General features: G+C 58.8%; 19 protein-coding genes. 6 read left to right on the top strand and 13 right to left on the bottom strand.

Going from position 1 to position 24,382, the window contains the following annotated elements:
- Positions 1 to 69: 69 nt before the first annotated feature.
- The 4 genes from BLT55_RS22565 to BLT55_RS22550 form a co-directional block, all read right to left on the bottom strand.
- Positions 70 to 513, bottom strand: coding sequence for a hypothetical protein (locus BLT55_RS22565; protein WP_055000728.1), 444 nt, complete (start codon positions 511 to 513; stop codon positions 70 to 72).
- 340 nt (positions 514 to 853) lie between these two features.
- Positions 854 to 1,129, bottom strand: a complete 276-nt coding sequence (locus tag BLT55_RS22560; protein WP_007252242.1) for an HU family DNA-binding protein — start codon at positions 1,127 to 1,129, stop codon at positions 854 to 856.
- A 189-nt stretch (positions 1,130 to 1,318) separates the two neighbouring features.
- Positions 1,319 to 2,467 (bottom strand): NAD(P)/FAD-dependent oxidoreductase, encoded by a 1,149-nt coding sequence (locus BLT55_RS22555; protein ID WP_055000727.1) that lies wholly within the window; start codon positions 2,465 to 2,467, stop codon positions 1,319 to 1,321.
- A 35-nt stretch (positions 2,468 to 2,502) separates the two neighbouring features.
- On the bottom strand, positions 2,503 to 2,670 hold the full coding sequence (locus tag BLT55_RS22550) for a rubredoxin (protein ID WP_003383136.1): 168 nt from the start codon (positions 2,668 to 2,670) through the stop codon (positions 2,503 to 2,505).
- 185 nt (positions 2,671 to 2,855) lie between these two features.
- On the opposite strand from BLT55_RS22550, the gene BLT55_RS22545 reads away from it, so the two are divergent.
- The 5 genes from BLT55_RS22545 (at position 2,856) to BLT55_RS22525 (ending at position 7,963) form a co-directional block, all read left to right on the top strand.
- On the top strand, positions 2,856 to 3,416 hold the full coding sequence (locus BLT55_RS22545; RefSeq protein ID WP_055000726.1) for a chorismate--pyruvate lyase family protein: 561 nt from the start codon (positions 2,856 to 2,858) through the stop codon (positions 3,414 to 3,416).
- Positions 3,416 to 4,306 carry a 4-hydroxybenzoate octaprenyltransferase gene (gene ubiA, locus BLT55_RS22540; protein WP_055000725.1) on the top strand — a complete coding sequence of 297 codons (891 nt, stop codon included), beginning with the start codon at positions 3,416 to 3,418 and terminating at the stop codon, positions 4,304 to 4,306. The genes BLT55_RS22545 and ubiA overlap by 1 nt, the downstream gene beginning before the upstream one ends.
- Positions 4,307 to 4,449: 143 nt before the next feature.
- Positions 4,450 to 5,139 (top strand): phosphate regulon transcriptional regulator PhoB, encoded by a 690-nt coding sequence (gene phoB, locus BLT55_RS22535; RefSeq protein WP_004881608.1) that lies wholly within the window; start codon positions 4,450 to 4,452, stop codon positions 5,137 to 5,139.
- Positions 5,140 to 5,236: 97 nt separating this feature from the next.
- Positions 5,237 to 6,523, top strand: coding sequence for a phosphate regulon sensor histidine kinase PhoR (gene phoR / locus BLT55_RS22530; protein WP_235810177.1), 1,287 nt, complete (start codon positions 5,237 to 5,239; stop codon positions 6,521 to 6,523).
- 99 nt (positions 6,524 to 6,622) lie between these two features.
- Positions 6,623 to 7,963 carry a hemolysin family protein gene (locus BLT55_RS22525; RefSeq protein ID WP_007252247.1) on the top strand — a complete coding sequence of 447 codons (1,341 nt, stop codon included), beginning with the start codon at positions 6,623 to 6,625 and terminating at the stop codon, positions 7,961 to 7,963.
- A 226-nt stretch (positions 7,964 to 8,189) separates the two neighbouring features.
- Here BLT55_RS22525 and BLT55_RS22515 read toward each other — a convergent pair whose 3' ends face one another.
- The 9 genes from BLT55_RS22515 to BLT55_RS22475 form a co-directional block, all read right to left on the bottom strand.
- On the bottom strand, positions 8,190 to 9,092 hold the full coding sequence (locus BLT55_RS22515) for a peptidoglycan DD-metalloendopeptidase family protein (RefSeq protein ID WP_055000723.1): 903 nt from the start codon (positions 9,090 to 9,092) through the stop codon (positions 8,190 to 8,192).
- A gap of 160 nt (positions 9,093 to 9,252) precedes the next feature.
- Positions 9,253 to 13,905 (bottom strand): deaminase domain-containing protein, encoded by a 4,653-nt coding sequence (locus BLT55_RS22510; protein WP_055000722.1) that lies wholly within the window; start codon positions 13,903 to 13,905, stop codon positions 9,253 to 9,255.
- A 215-nt stretch (positions 13,906 to 14,120) separates the two neighbouring features.
- Positions 14,121 to 15,011 carry a response regulator gene (locus BLT55_RS22505; protein WP_055000721.1) on the bottom strand — a complete coding sequence of 297 codons (891 nt, stop codon included), beginning with the start codon at positions 15,009 to 15,011 and terminating at the stop codon, positions 14,121 to 14,123.
- Between the two features lie 201 nt (positions 15,012 to 15,212).
- A complete protein-coding gene (gene phoU / locus BLT55_RS22500; protein ID WP_007252251.1) occupies positions 15,213 to 15,974 on the bottom strand; it encodes a phosphate signaling complex protein PhoU in 762 nt (253 codons plus the stop codon).
- A gap of 71 nt (positions 15,975 to 16,045) precedes the next feature.
- Positions 16,046 to 16,879, bottom strand: a complete 834-nt coding sequence (gene pstB / locus BLT55_RS22495; protein WP_055000720.1) for a phosphate ABC transporter ATP-binding protein PstB — start codon at positions 16,877 to 16,879, stop codon at positions 16,046 to 16,048.
- 66 nt (positions 16,880 to 16,945) lie between these two features.
- Positions 16,946 to 18,562 (bottom strand): phosphate ABC transporter permease PstA, encoded by a 1,617-nt coding sequence (gene pstA, locus BLT55_RS22490; RefSeq protein ID WP_174518624.1) that lies wholly within the window; start codon positions 18,560 to 18,562, stop codon positions 16,946 to 16,948.
- A 69-nt stretch (positions 18,563 to 18,631) separates the two neighbouring features.
- On the bottom strand, positions 18,632 to 20,917 hold the full coding sequence (locus BLT55_RS22485; protein ID WP_055000718.1) for an ABC transporter permease subunit: 2,286 nt from the start codon (positions 20,915 to 20,917) through the stop codon (positions 18,632 to 18,634).
- 131 nt (positions 20,918 to 21,048) lie between these two features.
- On the bottom strand, positions 21,049 to 22,047 hold the full coding sequence (locus tag BLT55_RS22480) for a phosphate ABC transporter substrate-binding protein PstS (RefSeq protein ID WP_055000717.1): 999 nt from the start codon (positions 22,045 to 22,047) through the stop codon (positions 21,049 to 21,051).
- 167 nt (positions 22,048 to 22,214) lie between these two features.
- Positions 22,215 to 23,504, bottom strand: a complete 1,290-nt coding sequence (locus BLT55_RS22475; RefSeq protein WP_055000716.1) for an MFS transporter — start codon at positions 23,502 to 23,504, stop codon at positions 22,215 to 22,217.
- A gap of 430 nt (positions 23,505 to 23,934) precedes the next feature.
- Here BLT55_RS22475 and BLT55_RS22470 point away from each other — a divergent pair, with 430 nt between their 5' ends.
- Entirely contained in the window at positions 23,935 to 24,336 is a 402-nt protein-coding gene (locus tag BLT55_RS22470) for an acyl-CoA thioesterase (RefSeq protein WP_003378389.1), read from the top strand.
- Positions 24,337 to 24,382 lie beyond the last annotated feature (46 nt).

Here is a 24,382-nt window from a genome sequence, read left to right as displayed (position 1 = left end):
AAGGAGATCGGTACAAAGCCCGACCTACACCGGATGCTGCTCCCTGTAGAAAGCAGCACCGCAACAGCCTCAGCGGATGCTGGTGATATTGCCTTTGTTGCCGGTGACTTTCACGTCGACCTTCTTGAAGATGAAGTAGTCCTTGACGCTGACTTCGTAGCGCGGGGCGACGATCAGGTCCGCACCGGAAGACTTGACTGCCTTGTACGCAGCGGCAGCTTTGGTCGTGGACACCGGATCAGGCAGGGCCAGACCCAGGCCGCCACCGCTACTCGAACCGCCATAAGTCATGCCGTCGGCAAACTGGTTATCGCCGCCAAAGCTCAGGAAGTTGAACAGCACATTGGTGGAGGACTCACCGCTGATGGTGCCGCCGACTTTGACGTCCGCTTTCAGGTCGGTTTTGACCGTGCCTTCCATCGGTACACTTGGCTGGCTGACGTTGTAGCTCACGCAGCCGGTCGTGGTGGCGATCAGAGCAGCGACAGCAGCAGACTTCCATAACTTGTTCATTCGAATTTCCCAAAGAATAATTTAAAGGTGCAGCGGGGCGGCACTCTAAGGGAATAAGGAACAAGAAGAAGTCAGGCGACGCTGGGTCTTAGGGAGGCGCTGATTTATTCGATTTTTCGTCCCTGCAACGCTCTGGAGGCCTTGATTTATCTGGGGGCAACAGCTGGGTTTTAGAATAAATCAGCGTCTCCCTAGGAAGGCAAACTTACGGAACTAAGTAGGAAATTTCTTTCAAGAATGGCAAACGCATAATCGGCACGCGCAGAAACGAAAACGGGCACCCATGCAATGGTGTGCCCGTATCGAGTTGCTCGCCTCCCGCCGAGGCGCGCAATGGGTATCAGGGGTTGACGCTGTCTTTCAGAGCTTTCCCCGGTTTGAAGGCAACCGTGTTGCTAGCCTTGATTTTTACCGGCTCACCGGTCTGTGGATTTTTGCCAGTGCGCGCGCCGCGATGGCGTTGCAGAAAAGTCCCGAATCCGACCAGCGTGACACTGTCCTTGCGGCTCAGTGCATCCGTAATGTGTTCGAGGATGGCGTTGAGAACCAGCGTGGACTGGTCCTTGGTGAGATCCGCCTTTTCAGCAATGGCGGCAACAACTTCTGGTTTACGCATATGAAGCCTCTTTTTACGGTTTTTGTTTTTATGTCCCGCGCCGCTCGCAAGAAGCGGCTACAAGGCGCCGCGACGGCTCTACGTAGCGGCAGACGAGTTCGAGAATGGCATGCCGACGCTACCCGCGCCAGTGCGCAGGCACGGTTTATTGGCAGAAATATGACGACTATCCGACAAAATGCTTCGAAATTATGCCAATAACGCAGGTAAAACCTTATTCAGTGCGAGTTTCTCCATAACGGCAGATCCGGTCAGCGCATAGCCCAGCAGATTGCCTTCAGCATCCTGGCACAGCGCCTTGATATCGGCACCCTGCCCTTCGATGCTCCAGAGGCCATTCGTTCCGCGCGGTGGCGGCGAAACCACCAGCGGGCAGGCCGGCGTCTTCACGGTAATCGGCATAGGGCCATACTTCACGGCAGTCGGCGTTCCCGCCAGGGTCTGGGCCAGTGCACGCGCACAACTCATCAGCGGCATGACATACAACAGGTTCAGACCGTCCACTTCCGCGCAATCGCCCAAGGCATGGATATTGGCGTGCGAGGTTTGCAATTGGCGATCGACGAGGATGCCCCGGCCGGTCTGCAAGCCTGCGGCGGCAGCCAGATCGATCCGTGGGCGCAGGCCGATGGCTGACACCACCAGATCGCACGTAATGGTCTGCCCGTCGGACAGCTGCGCGTGCAGCCCTTCATCGTCGCGCTGCAAGCGGGTCAGCACTGGGCCCAGATGAAAACGTGCACCGATGCTCTCAAGCCCGGCTTTTACCGCCACCGCCGCAGCCTCTGGCAAAAGGGTCGGCATGACCTGCTCGCACGGCGCGACCAGGTCCACTTCATACCCGCCCAGAATCAAGTCGTTGGCGAATTCGCAGCCGATCAGCCCGGCACCCAGAATCAGAACCCGTCGCTTGCCCGCCGCAGCGGCGCGGAAACGTGCGTAATCCTGAAGGTCGTTGATCGGGAAAACCGCATCGCTGGCGTCACCCTCGACCGGTACGCGAATGGTCTCGGCGCCCCAGGCCAGCACCAGGTCACGATAGGGGACGGCTTCTTCACCAATCCACAGACGCTTGTGGCCAGGATCAATACCGCTGACCCGCGTGTGAGTGCGCACCTCGGCCTTGAGCTGGTCAGCCATGGCACCCGGTTCGGCCATGCTCAGCGCGTCGGCTTCCTTGTTCTTGCCAAAGCCGGTCGACAACATCGGTTTGGAATAGGAGCGGCCATCATCGGCCGTGATCAGTAGCAGCGGGGTGTCGCTGTCCAGCTTGCGAAACTCCCGGGCGAGGTTATAGCCCGCCAGGCCAGTACCGATGATGACGACAGGTGCACTCATGGTGATTTCCAGCTCATGGTTGTTGACCTGAGGGCTCAGGCGATTTCGATCATTTCGAAGTCCATCTTGCCGACGCCGCAATCCGGGCACAGCCAGTCTTCAGGCACATCCTGCCAGAGCGTGCCGGCGGCGATCCCGTCATCCGGCCAGCCGTCGGCTTCGTTGTAGATCAGGCCACAGACAATGCATTGCCACTTTTTCATGTTCGGTTCTCTCGATGATCAGGCTAAATAGAGTTCGGCGGTCGATTGCCGCCTGAACGGGCGTTGTACTGATCGACAGGGCCGGATGCAAGTCTGATTCTATAACCGGCCGCTCTACCACCGTCGGTAAGCGCCTGCAATCATGCTAAGCTCGCGGCCTCGTCGGCTGTCGAAACTGACTTACTGTGACCCAGCATTCCCCCGCATTCATTACTCCGGTCTGGCTTCAACGCGAGCAATTGAGCGCCGCGCCCGAGCCGGTGATTCTCGACTGGTTATTCAATCAGGATTCGCTTACCCGCAGGCTGGACCGTTTGTCTGACGGCGGCTTCAGCGTCTTGCCGCTGTTTGAAGGCTGGCGACCGTTACGCCATGACGAGTGTGCAGCGCTGGGCCTTCCATCTGACAGTGAAGGCTGGGTGCGTGAGGTGTATTTGCGCGGCAACGACAGCAACTGGGTTTTCGCGCGCAGTGTCGCGGCCCGCAGCGCCTTGCAGGATGGCGGCTTGAATATGGACCGGTTGGGCACTCGCTCGCTGGGCGAACTGTTGTTCAGCGACCCGGCATTCGACCGGGGCCCCCTCGAAGTGTGCCATTACCCGCAAAGCTGGCTGCCTGATGCCGATGCCGCTTCCGGGTTGTGGGCACGCCGCTCGCGTTTCAGTCGTGGTCCGCTGAGCGTGCTGGTCGCCGAAGTCTTTCTACCCGCGCTGTGTAACGTGCTTCACAACAAGGACCACGCCTGATGTACCTGTCACTGCTCAAATCACTCAATCGCCTGAGCCCGCGCGCCTGGGATTTCATTCAGCTGACACGCATCGACAAACCCATCGGTATTTACCTGCTGCAGTGGCCAACGTTGTGGGCAGTATGGATTGCCGGCAAGGGCGCGCCGTCGCTGAAAACCGTGTTCATTTTTGTGGTCGGCGTGTTTCTGATGCGCGCGGCTGGCTGCGTGATCAACGACTTTGCCGACCGCAAGGTGGACGGCCACGTCAAACGTACCGAGCAACGCCCATTGGTCAGCGGCAAAGTCAGCTCGCGTGAAGCGCTGATCCTGTTTGCGGTGCTGGTGGGCCTGAGCTTTGTGCTGGTGCTGTTCACCAACCCGACCACCATCTGGCTGTCGTTCGGCGGCCTGGCGCTGGCCGCTTCTTACCCGTTCATGAAGCGCTACACCTATTACCCGCAGGTGGTGCTGGGCGCGGCGTTCTCGTGGGGCATGCCGATGGCGTTCACTGCCGAAACCGGCGAGCTGCCTGCTGCGGCCTGGCTGTTGTACATCGCCAACCTGCTCTGGACGGTGGGCTACGACACGTATTACGCGATGGTGGATCGCGACGATGACTTGAAGATCGGCGTGAAATCCACCGCCGTACTGTTCGGTGATGCCGACCGGGTGATCATCATCATCTTGCAGGGTCTGGCACTGGGCTGTCTGCTGCTGGCCGGCGCACGTTTCGAGCTGGGTATGTGCTTCTATCTGGGGTTGCTGGCCGCCGCAGGCTGCTTCGCCTGGGAGTTCTGGAGCACACGCCAGAGAGACCGTGACGCCTGCTTCAAGGCCTTTTTGCACAATCACTGGGCCGGACTGGCGATATTCCTCGGCATCGTGGCCGATTACGCGCTGCGCTGATGATGCCCGTCGCACCTAAATAAAAGCTCATCCAGGCCCCTGCACGCCACCCACGTGCTAGCCTCCTGAACACCTGTCACACGACTGCAATAATTCCGTTATCTAATGCGCCCCAAGACAGTTAAATGACAAGAGGTTCAAGCATGGTTGGCAGGAGCATTCTGATCGTTGACGACGAAGCGCCTATTCGCGAAATGATCGCCGTTGCGTTGGAAATGGCCGGCTACGACTGTATTGAAGCCGAAAACTCTCAGCAGGCTCATGCGATCATCGTTGACCGCAAGCCGGATCTGATTCTGCTCGACTGGATGCTGCCTGGCACCTCCGGCATCGAGCTGGCCCGCCGCCTCAAGCGCGACGAGCTGACCGGCGACATCCCGATCATCATGCTGACGGCCAAGGGTGAAGAGGACAACAAGATTCAGGGCCTGGAAGTGGGCGCTGACGATTACATCACCAAGCCCTTCTCGCCCCGTGAACTGGTCGCCCGCCTCAAGGCCGTACTGCGCCGTGCCGGGCCGACAGATGGCGAAGCGCCTATCGAAGTCGGCGGCCTGCTGCTCGATCCGATCAGCCACCGTGTGACCATCGACGGCAAACCGGCTGAAATGGGCCCCACTGAATACCGCTTGCTGCAATTCTTCATGACCCACCAGGAGCGCGCCTATACGCGTGGTCAGTTGCTTGATCAGGTCTGGGGCGGCAACGTCTATGTCGAAGAACGCACCGTCGACGTTCACATCCGTCGCCTGCGCAAGGCCTTGGGTGACGCTTATGAGAATCTGGTACAAACCGTTCGCGGTACCGGCTATCGCTTTTCCACAAAGAGCTGATTAACCGATTGACCGGCGCAGGGCAGCGATCAGTGCGGTCCAGACAAGGATTTACCCTTAATTGAATCAAAATTGGCACGGCACCCTGATACGCCACATGTTGCTACTGATCACTGGCTGCCTGCTGGTCCGCCTGATCAGTGGGCATTATGGCTGGAGCCTGGCAGCCGGGCTGGGCCTGTATCTGGCCTGGACCCTCAAGCAACTGTTGCGTCTGCATGACTGGCTGAGCAGCCACAAGGCCGACGAACCGCCGCCTGATGGCTACGGCCTGTGGGGCGAGGTGTTCGACAGCATCTATCACCTGCAACGCCGTGACCAACGTGTTCGCGGCCGTCTGCAAGCCGTCATCGACCGGGTTCAGGAGTCCACGGCGGCCCTGCGCGACGCTGTCATCATGCTCGACAGCGAAGGCAATCTGGAATGGTGGAACCGCGCTGCCGAAACCTTGCTGGGCCTCAAGACCCCGCAGGACAGCGGCCAGCCCGTCACCAACCTGGTGCGGCATCCCCGCTTCAAGGAATATTTCGCCCAAGGCGATTACAGCGAGCCGCTGGAAATCCCCTCGCCCACCAACGACCGCCTGCGCATTCAGTTGCTGTTTACCCGCTACGGCAATAACGAGCACCTGATGCTGGTGCGCGACGTCACGCGAATCCATCAACTGGAACAAATGCGCAAAGACTTCGTCGCCAACGTCTCCCACGAGCTGCGCACGCCACTGACCGTCATCTTCGGTTATCTGGAAACACTCCTCGACAATGTGGAGGACGTGAACCCGCGCTGGGTGCGGGCGCTGCAACAGATGCATCAGCAAGGCGGGCGCATGCAAACGCTGCTCAACGACCTGCTGCTGCTCGCCAAGCTGGAAGCGACAGACTACCCGTCGGACAACAATCCGGTCGAGGTCACGACCCTGCTCAAGACCATCACCGTCGACGCCAACGCGTTGTCGGGCAGCAAAAATCAACAGATCCATATCAACCTCGAGAGCGATATGCGCCTCAAGGGCAGCGAAAGCGAGCTGCGCAGTGCGTTTTCCAATCTGATTTTCAATGCGGTCAAATACACGCCGGCCGAGGGTGTGATCCGTATTCGCTGGTGGGCCGACGAGCGCGGCGCGCATCTGAGCGTGCAGGACACCGGGATCGGCATCGAAATCAAGCACCTGCCGCGCCTGACAGAGCGCTTCTACCGCGTCGACACCAGCCGCGCGTCGAATACCGGCGGCACAGGGCTGGGGCTGGCAATCGTCAAACACGTGTTGCTGCGCCACCACGGCAGCCTGGAGATCAACAGCGTTCCGGGCAAAGGCAGCGTATTTACTTGCCACTTTGCCAGCAACCAATTGTCGAAACCCGAGAGCCAGGATTCAGACTACTAGGCAATCGCGCTTTCAGCCGTTACATTGCCGGGTTCATGGCGTCTTTCTGGCGCGGCATAGCCCCCTTTCCTGTTAATACGGACCCTGCAAAACCCCATCATGGACCCTTCCCCAAGTTTCAACCTGTCTTCACTCTTCGCCGATTTCGGCATGATTCTTTTTGCGCTGTTCCTGGTCCTGCTCAACGGATTCTTCGTTGCGGCAGAGTTCGCCATGGTCAAACTGCGCTCGACCAAGGTCGAGGCCATTGCCGAAAAGAACGGCTGGCGCGGGCATATCCTGCGCAAGGTGCATGGACAGCTGGATGCTTATCTGTCGGCCTGTCAGCTGGGTATCACGCTCGCCTCGCTTGGTCTGGGCTGGGTCGGTGAACCTGCGTTTGCGCACCTGCTGGAGCCATTGCTGGCAGCGCTGGGCGTGGACACACCGGAACTGATCAAAGGCGTGTCGTTCTTTACCGCCTTCTTCATCATTTCCTACCTGCACATTGTCATCGGCGAACTGGCCCCCAAATCCTGGGCGATCCGCAAGCCGGAACTGCTCTCGCTGTGGACCGCCGCGCCGTTGTACTTCTTCTACTGGCTGATGTACCCGGCCATCTACCTGCTCAACGCCAGCGCCAATGCCATCCTGCGCATCGCCGGTCAGGGTGAACCCGGCCCGCATCACGAACACAGCTACAGCCGCGATGAGCTGAAACTGATTCTGCACTCCAGCCGTGGCCAGGACCCGAGCGATCAGGGCATGCGCGTGCTGGCGTCTGCAGTCGAAATGGGCGAGCTGGAAGTGGTCGACTGGGCCAACTCCCGTGAAGACATGGTATCGCTGGACTTCAACGCGCCGCTCAAGGAAATCCTCGCCCTGTTCCGCCGTCACAAGTTCAGCCGTTATCCGCTGTATGACGCCGAACGTGGCGAGTTCGTCGGGCTGTTGCACATCAAGGACCTGTTGCTCGAACTGGCCGCGCTGGACCACATTCCGGAGTCGTTCAACCTGGCTGAGCTGACCCGTCCGCTGGAACGCGTATCGCGGCACATGCCGCTGTCGCAGTTGCTGGAACAATTCCGCAAAGGCGGCGCGCACTTTGCTGTGGTCGAAGAAGCTGACGGCAAGATCGTCGGCTATCTGACAATGGAAGACGTGCTCGAAGTGCTGGTCGGCGATATCCAGGACGAACACCGCAAGGTGGAGCGCGGCATTCTGGCGTATCAGCCGGGCAAGCTGCTGGTGCGTGGCGACACACCGCTGTTCAAGATCGAACGCCTGTTGGGCATAGATCTGGACCACATCGAGGCCGAAACGCTGGCGGGCCTGATCTACGAAACCCTCAAGCGCGTGCCGGAAGAAGAAGAGCAGATGGAAGTCGAAGGCCTGCGCATCATCATCAAAAAGATGAAAGGCCCGAAAATCGTTTTGGCCAAGGTGCTGAAGCTGGATTGAGCTGACCTCTCCAGTGCCCGGAAACAGGGCTTCTGCCCGGAGGGCGTGGGAGTTTCAGGAGGTTACGACGGCTACGATGGGCTGCGAAGCGGCCCCAAGACAGACCACCTCGGTTGTATCTGATACACCGAGGCGGCTGATTTTGCTGCCGGTTCCCGGCAGTTCGCGGACAAGCGAAGCGTCGCCCGGTCCGGTCTCATTTGTATCGACTCACACAACGTTTCCCCTAGTTCCCGCCCACCGCGAAGTTGGGCAGGCTCTGCACCGGGCTGGCAAATTCGTAGGGGATGGAGACCAGTTCACTGCCATTGTTGCGCTGCACAACAAAGTGTAAGTGCGGGCCGGTGCTGTTGCCGGTGTTGCCCGAGCGCGCCAGCGCAGTACCGACGCTGACGCGCTGACCTTCCCTGACGCTCACCGAACCCTGCATCAGGTGCAGATAAACACCCATCGTGCCGTCTTGATGCAGAATCCGCACAAAGTTGCCTGACGCATTCGAGCCACGGCCCGACTGGCTGTTTTCGACCTTCACCACCGTGCCGCCCCGCGCCGCAATGATCGGTGTGCCCTCGGGCATGGCGATGTCCATTGCGTAACGTCCCTTGATACCGAAATGGCTGTATTTGCCATTCGGCCCCTGGGTCAGACGAAACGGGCCTCCGATCCACGGCAACGGGTATTTATACGCCTGCACCGAGCCTTTCGGATCGCCCAGCGTGGATGTCAGCATCGACGCATAATTCATCGGCTTGCTCGCAACCTTTGGGCTCAGCACCACCACCCGCTGATTACTGCGCGCCGGGATCGTGCGACGCAGCGCTGTGGACGAGCCCGTCACGCCCAGCACGTTGGTCACACTGGAAAGCCTGACCTCGACCTCGACCGGCGCATACAGATCGTTACGTACATAAAGGCTGTGCACGCCCCTGTCGCGCCGGACACTCAAGTGCACCTGCTGCTCGATGCGCTCGACCATCCGGTCCCTGAACACCATCACCGACGCGCCGGGCGTTGGCCGATCCGAAAACGACACCACGCCGTCGGCATCGGTGAATTTATAGATCGTGACCGCCCCGGCTGACTGAACAGTCAACGTCAGGGCGAACAGGATGAGCAGGCGTTCAAGCATCGGAGGCGATCAGGTTCAAGGGCGCTGGGTGCCAAGCCTAGCAGGCTTGCAGGCAGAAGAGGACTCGCCGGTATCAATCGGACATGAATAACGCGCCATACACGCCACGCCAGACATAAGACACGCAGTGCCGTTAAAACACTGCGCGAGATGAATACAGTCAGTCAACTTGATAAGGCTTCAGATAAGTCACGGAAAATTGCGCGTCGGGAAAGTCGAGTTTCAAACGAGGCAAGACGAATCCGCCACAGGAGCGGCAAGTGTCCAATACAGTGAACACCTTGATGTGCGTCAGTTTGGTGGACGCCATGTCTTCTTTGAAGACAGTTGCAATCAACCGTTCCGAATCAAGATAACGCCCGAATGATCTGACGACCAAATGATCGACGTCTCTGATGACCGGCAAGCTGGTAAACCGCGGATCCGGCTGACGCCCAGCCATACGAGCCCGTGCATCCCGGTAAATCACGCCATCGATGACTCGCTCGGTGCTTTCGGCGACATCGAGTTGCAGCTTCAGATCCTTGGCTTTGTTACCACCAGACAGTGCGTAGTACACAATCCGGTCACCGGACTCGGTATAGGCCTGCAAGAATGAAAGGTTTGCCCCGCGGACTTGTTTCATTATGAGTTTGGGTGCCTTAGGCGTCACGATGCTTTCCAGGGTCAATTTCTCCCATTTGACGGGAGACCCCTGCGTCGGCAGCAGTTGATTGAGCACTTCCACGGTGTGCTGCTGATCCGGCAAGCTTCTCAGAGTAATCTTCTTGAAGTCTGGAATACTGTTTCTGGCCAGCGTCACGAACTTTTTCTGAATCTCTTCGCCGGACATGATATTGGCGGCAAACGTCAGAAGGTCATTGGGTTTTTGATTGGCAGTGCACCACTGCACGTAGTCGTCGTAATGAGTGACGGGCTCCCCCCAGGACACGTGCCAATCAGCCCGCGCGGAATCATCCAGTAAATCAAACAGCAGACGGGCGATATTTTCCTGGTCCTGCTCGGCCCCTGGAAACTCGCGAACCAACCGATACTGCTCGGATACCCGAATGTATTCATTGATTTCTTCCGCCTCGGTAACGCGAGAAAACCTCAGGTCAGGCGCCTCATCTACAGAAATGGGTGCCTTGTAGAACAGCCCGGTGTCTGGCTCGATGAAAATCCAGTTATCCCCGTCTATTTCCAGCCGGATACCGCGAAGGGCTCGAGCATCAGCGATGTCTGAAGCAATGGGGCCGATATTGATGACCGGTATATGCGCGTATATCCACAGCGCATCGTCCATCGGGAAGTTTTCCGGCAGGCCAAGTAGCCCTGCCCTTGCCAGTGCGCCGCGAAGCTCGGGCAGATAAACCGGCGTTTCAGGCAACGCAAGCAGTGCCCGTTCGGCCTCGGAAAGCGGCACGACCCGTTTCACGGCAGCCGATGTGGAGGCTAGCGGTTCAACGGAATCGGCCCATTTACAGAACTTGCCTTCGTTGACGAACACATCGATGCTGCTCGCCTCAGCGTCAGCCCCCAGAGACAGCCTGTCCAGCCCGAACTCACGGGCATCCATGGCATTGCTCGGGTATTTGCCAGTACGTTTCGGGGACGTCGAACCGTCGATTATCGGCTCCGGCGCGGGTGTGGCCAGCTTTACACCTTGGGTGCAGGGGATTTCTATCAGGTTGCGCCGAACCCGGCAGAGTCTCTCTGTTTCCTGCAGTAGCGTTGAGCGCAGAGATAACTTTTCAACAGCGAGCTTGCGCAATGCTGCGTCAGGCGCGTTGGCGTCGATGTGGTAGATCTGATCATCGACCAGAATATCGAATACGCCCCCTTCCCGCTCGATAGCCCGGACATTGCAGCGTTCCACAATGCGTACCTCGCAGGCAGTGCCGTACTCGACCTCCGTTACCGGCGCGATGGGCGGGTAGTGTTCAGGGCTTATGCGCTCCTGCGCTGAAAAAACCGAGAACTCCATTCGTTCGCCCTGTGCTACCTGCGTCAGCTTTTTACCGAATGCCGCGCCTGACCGTGGATCAGACAGCCTGAAATCCGGTTGCTCCAGCGTGCCTAGGTCGCGCACCACCACGTCGGCTCTGCCATCGACCATTACAATCTTGCTCGCAGGCTCGGCAGTTATCGGCAACTGCACGTCTTCGGCGAGCCGATACATTCCCTTGTCCAGGCCGAAAGTGGCGTCAAGCACAGCCTGCGATGAAAACACGCTGCTCAGCGCCGGCACGTCTTCCAACAATGCGGCCCAGCCTCGGACACCCATTTTCAGTCCCAGCCTGCCCATATCGCGCAAGGCGAATACAGCACTGGACTTCGCCAGCCCGGCGATCAACTTGCCGACCGCCTTGCCGGTGAGTCTGGCAACTGACTCGACGCTCATTTCGCCCGCTCGCAGAACGATACGCGCGGTTGAACTGACGAACTGCCCCAAAGGAAGCAACACAAAGGCAACATCCATTACACAGCCAACTATCACACCGCCCGACCGATCACCGGATGCAAGGTCCTTGATACAGCCGTAAAACGGAATGATCAGACGTGCAGCGATATCGGCGTATTCACGTTCCTTCGCCCAGACCTGCTCCCATTGAGTCTCGTGCAGGTGTTCAGCTTTATTGCGCTCGAGAAAATCGCCGAGCAAATGCTCCGCCGCCTTATTAGCAAGGATGTCCAGGCCGCTTTGCTGATCGGCATCAGCAGAGTAGACCAGCGTTGCAGAAGGAATCAGCGTTCCTTGCTGCGGCTGGTGCAAGGCTGCCGAGGAACGTGATACGGCCCCAAGCAGGTAAGCATCGCTGTCCATTGGCCATAGCGGGGTAACTCTGGCTTTTTCGATACGTCGCTGGTGAGCCTCCTTGCGGCGAAGTGCTTCAATGATCGAAATAACCCCCGACCACGTAACGCCCTCCACCTCATACGTGAATGCCTGGCGAGCCTCTCCGGCAACGCCCGCTGCCGGGATCAACTCAAAAAAACGTTCGCTCACCGAGTGGCCCTCAAAATCGCTGCGGTGATCGCCCGCCTGGCACCGGATAAAAAGCCCCTGCGTCCCTTCCTGACCATCGAACCGGACCCTGCTCAGCTCACAGGTGGACTCAAGCAGGGTCTTCTGGTCTATCGTCTGCATTTCGGACAATTGGCGCCGGATGATGCTGGCCTCGGCGCTGACCAGTGCGCGCTGAAATGCATCGAATGCAGTGACGTAGGCTTCCGGGACCGTGGGCTGTCCCTGCATGTACACCTCCCCCATCATCACCAGCTCGACCACTGACGCCTGCGGTCGCCCGGCAGCCAGCAGGCGGTCAATGGAGTAAGACGACGCGACCGTGAACCCATGCGCCTGCAATATCGGCCAGTGATCGATATGAATGCTCTGCTCCCAAAGCCAATGATCAACACCTGCCGCTTTCAGCATCTGCTGCGCCAGGCCTTTTCGGTCCGCTGGCTTTATTCCCAGCAAACTGTTCAGTTCCTGAGCATGAAGGCTCTGCTGAGCATCCAGATAAGCAAGCGCCTGACTGATCTGCGCGGCGCTGGCGTGATGGACGTCATCGTTGGCCGCCCATTGAATCGCACCGTGTGCAGTGGCGTAACGCAGGGCCGGGATAATCAGCGTTTTCGCCCACAGCGCATGAATATCGACATCGCTGGATTTAGCCAGATCCGCGCTGACCTTGATCAGCGTGTCGTATGGCGTGATCTGTGACAGGCCCGGCGACAACGCTTCAACCAGCGCAACGCCATGAATGAAGGCGACGCTCTGCAAAGAACGGCCATATTGAAGGTGGTCGGGCACGCCCTCGACCAGAAGCTCAGGCATCGCTTCACGCAAAAACAGGTGACACATTATGTCGAGGGTGCTCGACAGGGCGTGAGGGTAGTGAGCGCGAACCAGCTTGCGCACCTTGTCATGAATCTGGACATGGCTGAGTTCACAGACCCAGCGGCGACGCAGAGCCTTTTCAAGTGGCTCGCCGTCCATGCGCACTGTTGCTGCAACGTGATCGGCGATCACCCGGCCAGCAAGTGCCTGGGTAACCAGCGGCGACGTGTGTTCGCCCGAACGCCCACCGAACCAATCCATGTAACTCAGCAGCGGCTTGAAGACAGATTCGAACTGCGCGGTCTGGCACAGCGCATGCCAGGTAGCGTGCGGGCTCAAGCGCAGAACGCTGCCTTGCGACGCAGGCTCGCACAGCAGCGCCATACCTGAATGTTGCAGCAGATACTCCACATTGCGAACGGTGCTCCAGCTGTCCAGACGTGGAACATGTGCATCAAGACTGTTAGCGTCAGGCAGCGCCTCGTCCAGCTCTCTGCTCGAATGCAGCACCGGCATCAACAGCAGGGCCGCGAGCGCTATCAGCGACTCGAACGATAATCGCGAATGCTCGGCACCAAGGCTGATTGCCAGAGAAAGCGCGCGCATGCCCGGTACGTCGGTTGCGTCCTCGATAGCCGTATTCAGCCAGCGTGCGCCATCCGGATTAACAACATGGATGGCCATCTTGCGCAGGTATTCGGCTCGGGCCGCACCGGCCATCGCCGCCGACGGATCGACTTGCAAGTCGCCGTCTGGCCATTGATTCCGGGGGATCGCTGCCAGTTCGAGCGCAATTGAAGCTTGCGCTTCAGGATTGGCCAACTGCTGAGTGAGCGAAGCCAGAAGAGCTTTGTCGCGGTATTCGCCATCTGCCGTCAGTCCGACGAGAGCCTGGCAGAAGATACCCAGGTCCGAGCGCTGGTGTGTAAAGCGTGCTGAATGGGTAGCAGCGGTATCGACGTTTGATTGAAGGGTGGATGAAGTCATTGAAATGTTTTCCAGTAGTGATTTGCATGATTCATGCGACTGGAAAAACTAAATAGAAAACCGCTTCGCTGCGAAATACGCAGAAACGTATGCGTGACGCAGGAGGCGTCACCGCAGGCCGTAGTCAGCTTTTTTACGTTAGGTGAAAAAATGAGCCCTGGGCTGCACACATCGCGCCTGCGCCGGGGAAGCACAGGCAGCGACGGGCGTGGGTGTCAGGCGCCGGGAATAAAGTGCTTCTGCGCCGTACCGCGCGCAATCAGGCGCGACAGGTAATCGAGCTTCTGCGCGTCCTGGTCGACGAAACGGAACAACACCTGCAGCCACTCGCTGTCAGGCTTTTGCTCGAAGGCGGCAACCGAATGCAGGTAGCCGTTCAGGCGGGCAACTTCGTTACTTTCGCCCTGCTCGAGGTCCAGCACCGCACTTTCAAGCACCTGCGGCACGTTCTCGCTGTGGCGCACCACCAGCGTCGCTTCCTTGAGGGTCAGCGCCTTGATCACGCAAGACTGCGTGCCACTGGGCAAGCGCAGTTGACCCTGGCCGCGCCCGGTGGGCGGTGCTGATTTGACCGCAGCCGGCGCGGCCTTGGGGATGCTGGCAGGCGCTGCGGAGGACGCGGAACGCACCACTTCGGCCTTGCCGCCGGTCAATGCACTCAGGGAGTCATTGAGCGGCGAATTCATGCGAGTCGGTGCTGTGGACATGACCGCATCAAGTTTGCCGACTTTGGCCAGCGCTTTCTTGACCTTGGTCAACAGCTGCTCATTGGTGAACGGCTTGCCGACGAAATCGGTTACGCCCGCCTGAATCGCCTGTACGACGTTTTCCTTGTCGCCACGGCTGGTCACCATGATGAAGGGAACGGTCTTCAGATAGTTTTCTTGCTCACGGCACCATACCAACAGCTCAAGGCCGGACATTTCGGGCATTTCCCAGTCGCACAGAATCAGATCGAACTCTTCTTTGTTCAACAGGATCTGCGCCTTGCGGCCGTTGACTGCATCCTCGGTATGGATCCCGGGAAAGTAAATGCGCAGCCCTTTCTTGACCAAGTCGCGAATGAAAGTCGCGTCATCCACCACCAATACACTGACTTTACTCATCGACGCTCCTGCGGACGTGTTCACCTGTAGGCGAACTGCGGTATGCCACGCCCTTTGTTTCGGCAAGCATAGCGTTGACTAGTAGCCAACAGCCATATTGATTGACTGCGCCGCGACAATTAATCCGCAGGCGACGAAAAATACTGCGCTGCACAATGAAAAACGCCCAGCACGGGCCGGGCGTTTTTATCGCAGGCAATCTTACTTATCGTCAGTGTCGCGCGGAACATTAGCGGTTTCGCTCGAGATACCCTGCACTTCTTCCTTCATACGCTTGAGACCCATGTGCCGCACGTCTGTGCCGCGTACCAGATAGATCACCAGCTCGGAGATGTTGCGGGCATGATCACCGATGCGCTCCAGCGAGCGCAGCACCCAGATCACGTTCAGCACGCGGGAGATTGAGCGTGGATCTTCCATCATGTAGGTCGCCAGCTCACGCAGGGCGGTCTTGTACTCGCGGTCGATGATCTTGTCGTACTGCGCGACCGACAAGGCCAGCTCGGCGTCGAAACGGGCGAACGAGTCCAGCGCATCACGCACCATGTTGCGCACCTGGTCGCCGATGTGGCGCACTTCGACGTAACCGCGCGGCGCTTCGCCCTCTTCACAGAGCTGAATGGCGCGACGGGCAATCTTGGTGGCTTCGTCACCGATGCGCTCCAGGTCGATCACCGACTTGGAAATGCTGATGATCAGACGCAGATCGGACGCCGCAGGCTGACGACGCGCCAGAATGCGCAGGCATTCCTCATCGATATTGCGCTCCATCTGGTTGATCCGGTCGTCGACCTCGCGGACGCGCTGCGCCAGGCCGGAGTCGGCCTCGATCAGTGCGGTGACCGAATCGTTGACCTGTTTCTCGACCAGACCGCCCATTTCAAGCAAATGGCTGCGAACGTCTTCGAGTTCAGCGTTGAACTGTTGGGATATGTGATGCGTATGGCTGTCTTTGTGGATCATGCTGGGTGTCCTTGGAACGTCCGGTTTAATTGCGAAAACGCAGCGGTGGTTCAGGTCTGACGAAGCACGTCCTAGCCGTAACGACCGGTGATGTAGTCTTCAGTCTGTTTTTTTGCCGGGTTGGTGAACAACGTGTCTGTGTCACCGAACTCGACAAGCTTGCCCATGTACATAAACGCGGTGTAATCCGACACCCGAGCCGCCTGCTGCATGTTGTGGGTAACGATCACAATGGTGTATTTGGATTTCAGTTCGTAGATCAGTTCTTCGACTTTGAGGGTCGAGATCGGGTCGAGCGCCGAACAGGGCTCGTCGAGGAGCAGGACTTCCGGCTCCACGGCGATGGTTCGGGCAATCACCAGCCGCTGCTGCTGACCGCCGGACAAACCCAGGGCCGACTCATGCAGTCGGTCCTTGACCTCATCCCAGAGCGCAGCGGCCTTCAAAGCCCACTCGACAGCTTCGTCGAGTACGCGCTTTTTGTTGATCCCCTGAATACGCAGCCCGTAGACCACGTTTTCATAGATCGTCTTCGGAAATGGATTCGGCTTCTGGAACACCATGCCGACGCGGCGGCGCAGTTCAGCGACCTCCTCGCCCTTGCTGTAGATGTTGTGACCGTACAGGTTGATCGCGCCATCGATACGGCAGCCGTCTACCAGCTCGTTCATCCGGTTGAAGCAGCGCAGCAACGTTGACTTGCCGCACCCGGACGGGCCGATAAACGAGGTCACCTTCTGCTGCGGGATATTCAGGGCGATGTCGACCAGCGCCTGTTTTTCGCCATAAAACAGATTCAGACCGGGCACTTCGATGGCCACAGTCTCGTTGGCCAGATCAAGGCCGTGTTTGTGACGCCGCAGGGCTGAGATGCTCATGCCGTGCGTCGGGCTATCGTGCTGCATGGACTGCTCCTGTACGAACCCTTCGTTTCATCGACCTGCCCTGCTTGTTTGAAAGCGAATTCGGGATCAATTGTCGAACGCCTTGTACTTTTCCCGCAGGTGGTTACGAATGCTGACCGCCGACAGATTGAGCAAGGCGATGACCAGCACCAGCAGCAACGCGGTGGCGTAAACCAGAGGCCGCGCCGCCTCGACATTGGGGCTCTGAAAGCCAACGTCATAAATATGGAAACCCAGGTGCATGATCTTTTGATCGAGATGCAGATAAGGATAGTTGCCATCCAGCGGCAGCGACGGCGCAAGTTTGACCACGCCGACCAGCATCAGCGGCGCAACCTCACCGGCGGCACGGGCCACGGCCAGAATCAGCCCGGTCATCATCGCCGGGCTGGCCATCGGCAGCACAATCTTCCACAACGTCTCGGCCTTGGTGGCGCCCAGCGCCAGCGAACCTTCGCGCAGGGTCAGCGGAATCCGCGCCAGCCCTTCTTCCGTCGCGACGATGACGACCGGAACGGCGAGCAGCGCCAAGGTCAGCGACGCCCAGAGCAGGCCGGGCGTACCGAAAGTCGGCGCTGGCAGCGCTTCAGGGAAGAACAGCCGATCCACCGAGCCGCCCAGCACATAGACGAAGAACCCGAGGCCAAACACCCCGTACACAATGGCGGGCACACCGGCCAGGTTGTTCACGGCAATGCGGATCAGCCGGGTGACCGGGCCCTGTCGGGCATACTCACGCAGGTACACCGCTGCCAGCACGCCAAACGGCGTCACGATCACGGCCATGATCAGGGTCATCATAACCGTGCCGAAAATCGCCGGGAAGATGCCGCCTTCGGTGTTCGCTTCGCGTGGATCGTCGCTGAGGAATTCCCACAGCTTCTGAAAGTAGAAACCCAGCTTGGTCAAGGTGCTCATCGCATTGGGCTGATAAGCATGCACCACCTTGCCCAGACTGATTTCGATCTCTTTGCCATCAGCATCGCGCGCCGTCAGGCTGTCGCGGTCAAAGGCCTGATGCAGCCCGTCAAGACGCTCTTCTATGGCGTTGTAACGCGCGTCCAGCTCGGCACGCTCTGCCGCCATGTCGGCTTGCGCAGCGGCATCGAGGCTGCCGGCCAGTTCCAGCTTGCGGGCTTGCAGACGCAGCCGTTCGATACCGTGATTGATGGCGCCGATGTCTTTCTTTTCCAGGCTGTAAAGGTCATCAGCCAGCTTTTCGACGCGTTTGATGCGTTCTTGCAGGGTTGGCCAGGCGGCTTCACCTTCGGCCACGACCCTGCCGTTCTCTTTCACATTGACCAGATAACCGTAAAAGTTGCCCCATTCGCGACGCTCCAGCGTCATCAGCTCGGCTGGACGGCTCTCCCCGGTCATCCACTCGCCTATCACCCAGGTGAAGTCGCTGGGGTTGAGCTCGCGATTACCAACCTTGTACAGCTCGCGGGTCATGAATTCCGGGCCTTGATCGGGCACCGGCAGCCCCGAGCTTTTCAGGCGCGCACGGGGCACCTGTTCTTGCTCGACCCGTTCGCCGATCAGAACATGCGCAGGCTGATTGGGCACCGCGTACTGCGCGACCACCAGATCGGCAGGCCAGAAGTGCCCAAGCCCGCGCACGGCGATGACCGCCAGCAGCCCGATGGTCATGATCACCGCAATGGATACCGCACCCGCACTCATCCAGACGCCAGGCGCGCCGCTTTTGAACCAGCTTTTGAATGAGCTCCGTTTCACGACCTTCCAGCTTCCTTAAAGCGACGAGTATTGTTTGCGCAGACGCTGACGAATCAGTTCTGCGAAGGTGTTCATCACAAAGGTGAACATCAGCAGCACCAGGGCCGCCAGGAACAGTACCCGATAGTGACTGCCGCCCACTTCCGACTCCGGCATCTCCACCGCGACGTTGGCCGCCAACGTTCGCATGCCTTCGAACAGGTTCATGTCCATGATCGGCGTGTTGCCGGTGGCCATCAGCACAATCATGGTTTCGCCCACCGCCCGGCCCATGCCGATCATCAATGCCGAGAAAATGCCCGGGCTGGCGGTCAGGATTACCACGCGTGTCAGGGTCTGCCACGGTGTCGCGCCCAGCGCCAGCGAACCCAGCGTCAGGCTGCGTGGCACACTGAATACGGCATCTTCGGCAATCGAATAAATGTTCGGGATCACCGCAAAGCCCATCGCAATACCGACCACCAGCGCGTTGCGTTGGTCGTAGGTGATGCCCAGTTCTTCACGAATCCACATGCTCATGTTGCCGCCGAAGAACCAGCTTTCCAGATGCGGACTCACGCTCAGCGAGAACCAGCCCACTAACAACACGACAGGAATCAGAATCGCACCTTCCCAGCCGTCCGGCACGCGCAGGCGAATCGAATCAGGCAGGCGGGTCCAGCAAAAGCCGGTCAGCAGAATACCGATCGGCGTAAGCAGCAACAGGCTGAACACACCGGGTAGATGAGCTTCCAGGTACGGCGCCAGAAACAGTCCGGCAAAAAAGCCGAGAATCACCGTCGGCATCGCTTCCATCAATTCGATCACCGGCTTGACCTTGCGACGCATGCCCGGCGCCATGAAGTAGGCGGTATAGATCGCCGCCGCCACAGCCAGCGGCGCGGCCAGCAGCATCGCGTAGAACGCCGCCTTCAAGGTGCCGTAGGTCAACGGCGCGAGACTCAGCTTGGGCTCGAAATCGGAGTTGGATGCCGTGGACTGCCAGACGTACTTGGGTTCGTCGTAGTTCTCGTACCAGACCTTGCCCCACAGCGAACTCCAGGAAACTTCCGGGTGCGGGTTATCCAGAGCCAATGGCAGCAGCTTGCCGCCACTTTCAATCAGAAGCTGACTGGCGCGCGGTGACAACGCCAGAATGCCAGGGCCCCCGGCAACTTTTTCGACCAGCAAGGTACGGTGCGCAGTGCTGTGAAACACGCCCAGCCGGCCCGAGGTGTCCAGCGCGATGAAACCCTTGCGACGCTGTTCGGCCTTGATCTGATCGATCGGCGCACTGCCCAGCCTGAAATCGCGAATGCGCATGAAGCGCTGCTCGCCGTCGGTGTCACGGGCCATGAACCACTGGGTCATGCCACCTTTGGAGTTACCGATAATCAGCGAGATGCCGCCCACCAGCTGGGCGCTGGCGGTGATTTCGGCGTTACCGTCTTCCAGCAGTTTATAGCGGCCATTGAGGGCGTGATCCCGCAAACTGAAAACATCGGCCTGCGCCCGGCCATTGATCACATACAGCCATTGCTGGCGCGGATCGATATAGATCGCCTTGACGGCAGCGGACGTCTGCGGCAGCTCGATGCGCGTTTGCTCGCGCGTCATCTCACCGGTCATCGGGTTTTCTTTCTGTTCAATCGATACGACATGCAACTGGGTGCCGGTAGAGCCCGCCAGCTTCAGGCTTTCGCCGTCCGAGCTGACCGTCACATGCTCAACCGCCCGCCCGTCCTCATCCAGCACCAGCGGCGTTTCGCCGTACGGCCAGGCGACACTCGGCGTGATGGTTTTCTGATCATTCGGGTAAGTCGTCAGGTACGAATGCCTGAACACCAGCACTTGGCCGTTGGACAGCCCTAACGCGATCAGGGGCGCTCCCGGCTGGTCTTTGCCGATGGAGGCCACCGACACGCCTGGCGGCAGTGGCAAGGCGATGCGCTGCAGCTCTGCGCCGTCCTTGATATTGAAGAAAATCACTTCACCCTTGTCGGAAATACGCATCCCGATCAGGTTCTGCTCTTCAATGGTGATCATCAGCGGCTTGCCAGCCTCCTGCATCCACGCAGCATTCAGCGCGGGCTCGGAGGTCATGCTAGCGCCTTTGAACAGCGGCGCGACCACGTAGGCGAGGTAGAAGAAGATCAGTGTGATGGCGGCCAGCACGGCAAGGCCGCCAATCGCGACGTACCAATGAGTCAGCCGATCCTTGAACGCACGAACACGACGCTTGCGCGCCATCGCAGGCGTATTGAAGTCGATACGCTCTGGAGGCGAACTCTGATTCATCGAAGGTTTGACCCACTCATTCATGCGCAAACACCGTAACCGCCTTGTATGACAAAAAAATTACAGCAAGATGACGCACGAAAGCCCGCTGCCCGTGAAAACCGGCGGCGGACTGTGCAAACTGTTTGAAGGCCAGTCCATTGAGCCTCGCCGATCTACCTGGCCGCTACACCGCTGGCGTTCTGCAAACCAAGGTCGGTCAGGGTTTTTTCCACCACACGGGCGGGCAGCGGGATGTAACCGTCTTTCATGACGACTTCCTGGCCCTGCCTCGACAGCACCAGCTTGACGAATTCCGCTTCCAGTGGCGCCAATGGTTGATTGGGTGCCTTGTTTACGTACACATAGAGGTAACGCGACAGCGGGTAGGTGCCGTTCAGGGTGTTGACTTCGCTGTCTTCGACAAACTCGCCGCCCTCTTTCTTTGCCAAGGGCACGGCTCTGACGTTGGACGTCTTGTAACCGATGCCCGAGTAGCCGATGCCGTTGAGCGAATTACTGATGGCGCTGACCACCGACGCCGAGCCAGGCTGTTCGTTGACGTTGGCTTTGAAGTCGCCCTTGCACAGGGCTTCTTCCTTGAAATAACCATAAGTGCCCGATACCGAGTTACGGCCAAACAGCTGAATCGGCTTGCCCGCCAGATCGCCGGTTACGCCGACATCACCCCAGGTTTTCGCATCCGCCCTGGCGCCGCACAGTCGGGTCGCGGAAAAGATCGCGTCGACTTGTTGCAGGGTCAGGCCTTTGATGGGGTTGTCCTTGTGGACGAAGACCGCCAGCGCGTCGACAGCCACCGGAATGGCAGTCGGTTTGTAGCCGTGCTTCTGCTCGAAGGCTGACAGCTCGCCGTCTTTCATTTTGCGGCTCATGGGCCCGAGATTGGCGGTGCCTTCGGTCAGTGCGGGCGGTGCGGTAGACGAGCCGGCCGCCTGAATCTGAATATTCACGCTCGGGTATTGCTTTTTGTAAGCCTCGGCCCACAAGGTCATGAGATTGGCCAGGGTATCGGAACCGACACTGGAGAGATTGCCCGACACACCGGCGGTCCTGGTATAGGACTTGATGGCGGGGTCGACGGCAGCGAACGTCGTAGCTGTCGCAACGCCGGCGGCAACGAACGTCAGTGCAGTCATCAAACGCTTGAGTGTCATTCCTTGCGCTCCCGGCAGGGCATATAGGTATTCACAGCCTTCTCGGTCGGGCTTGTGACCACTCTATGAATTGATTATGACAATAAGATGAAAAGGCCATCCCCCCAGAACGCGGGGGACAGCCCTTTACTGTGTCGATCCGTGAAGCGCTTTTCAGACCCTGTCGATCAACGCTTTTTTGCCAACAGGAACACACCGATTGCCATGCCCAGCACGCACAGGATCGCGACATACCAGGCAGGTCCCATCGGGCTGCTCTTGAGCATGAAGGTCACGACCATTGGCGTCAGGCCGCCGAAAATGGCGTAAGCCAGGTTGTAGGAAAACGACAGCCCGGAAAAGCGCACGACCGGCGGGAAGGCCTTGACCATCACATAAGGAACCGCGCCGATGGTGCCGACGAACAGGCACGTCAATGCGTACAACGGGAACAGCACATCGGGGTTGCTGCCGAGGATGTGATAGAACGTCCAGGAGCTGAGCAACAGGCCAGTGCTGCCGAGCAAGAACACCCAGCCTGCACCGAAGCGATCCGCCAGCGCACCGGCCGCGATGCAGCCGATGCTCAGGAAAACAATCGCCAGGCTGTTGGCTTTCAGCGCGGTGGCTGCCGGGAAACCGTAAATGGTCTGCAGAATGGTCGGTGTCATCAGGATCACGACGATAATGCCCGCCGACAACAACCAGGTCATCAGCATCGACAGCGCAACGGCACCGCGATGATCACGCAACACCGCTTTGAGCGGGACTTCTTCGGCCAGCGCCTTGCGCAGCTGCAATTCGGCGAAGACCGGGGTCTCGTGCAGCAGGCGGCGCAGATACACCGACATCAGACCGAACACACCACCCAGCAGGAAGGGAATCCGCCACGCGTAGTCCGACACTTCGACAGGGGTGTAGAGGCTGTTGATCGCCGTGGCGACCAGCGAGCCCAGCAAAATGCCCGCGGTCAGACCGGCCGTCAGCGTGCCACAGGCGTAACCGACTCGACGGGCCGGTACGTGCTCGGACACGAACACCCAGGCACCCGGCACTTCACCACCAATGGCTGCGCCCTGAATGACCCGCATCAACAGCAGCAAGATGGGAGCCCACAGGCCGATCTGCGCGTAAGTCGGTAACAAACCCATAATCAGGGTCGGTACGGCCATCATGAAAATGCTCAGGGTGAACATTTTCTTGCGCCCCAGCAGATCGCCGAAATGCGCCATGATAATGCCGCCCAGCGGCCTCGCCAGATAACCGGCGGCAAAAATGCCGAAGGTCTGCATCATGCGCAGCCAGTCAGGCATGTCCACCGGGAAAAACAGCTTGCCGACCACGGCCGCGAAAAACACGAAAATGATGAAGTCGTAAAACTCGAGTGCGCCACCCAAAGCAGACAACGACAGGGTTTTGTAATCGCTGCGGGTCAGAGGCCGCGCTGGCTGCGTGGAACTAGAGGGAACAGATGACATGACAAGGCTTCTCTTTGCTTGTTCTTCGATAAGGGCGAGCGACAGCAACGCTGGCTGCTGCGGGGTGGCGTGCAGAAGCGAATGTCCGGGGCAATTGTGCAGATAGGCACCAAAATTGCGTGTACAGGCAGTCTTGTTACCTGTAGGGGTTCAGCAAGATAGCAAATTGTTTCAAAAAACACATGGCAAGAACCGCCCTGACGCGAAATGAAAACCCGACGGTCGTTCTATGCGTCAACGCCCGATATACTCCCGGGTCGTCAGCAGCAATGGGAAGCTGCGCGAAAACGGCTGAATCAGCGGGTTTCGCAGAGTTTCCCCTGGGCCCTTTTCCGAGTTGAACCCACAATGTTCATGCTCATGGTTTTGAATGGCACCTGTTAACCGCAACACACAATAATGAGAGTCATGGGTCAGAGGCACCCTAGGCATGATCGAGCTCGAACAAGAAGATCCAACTCCGCAAGGCGACCTTGCACTGCAAATCACCGCCCTTCCCCGCGAAACCAATGGCTTCGGCGATATCTTTGGCGGCTGGCTGGTGTCCCAGATGGACCTGGCCGGTACAGCGATGGCCAGCAAAGTGGCGGGCGGTCGTGTGGCAACCGTTGCGATTGATCGCATGGCATTTCTGGTGCCCGTGGCGGTCGGCGAGCAACTTTCCTTTTATACCCGCACCCTCGAAGTCGGACGCACCTCGATCAAGATGATGGTCGAAGTGTGGAGCGATGACCCGGTTACCAGCGAATGGCGCAAGGTCACCGAAGCCGCGTTCGTGTTCGTGGCCATCGATTCCAGCGGCCGAACGCGCTCGGTTCCTGCACGACGGTAAATTGTCGCTCTGCCACGGATGGGCGGTACGGGTAAACTCACCGGGC

It is taken from the genome of Pseudomonas cannabina (genome assembly GCF_900100365.1).
Classification (GTDB): Bacteria; Pseudomonadota; Gammaproteobacteria; order Pseudomonadales; family Pseudomonadaceae; genus Aquipseudomonas; species Aquipseudomonas cannabina.
The sequence above is the reverse complement of the archived record's forward strand: the minus strand, read 5'-3'. Positions and strand labels throughout refer to the sequence as shown.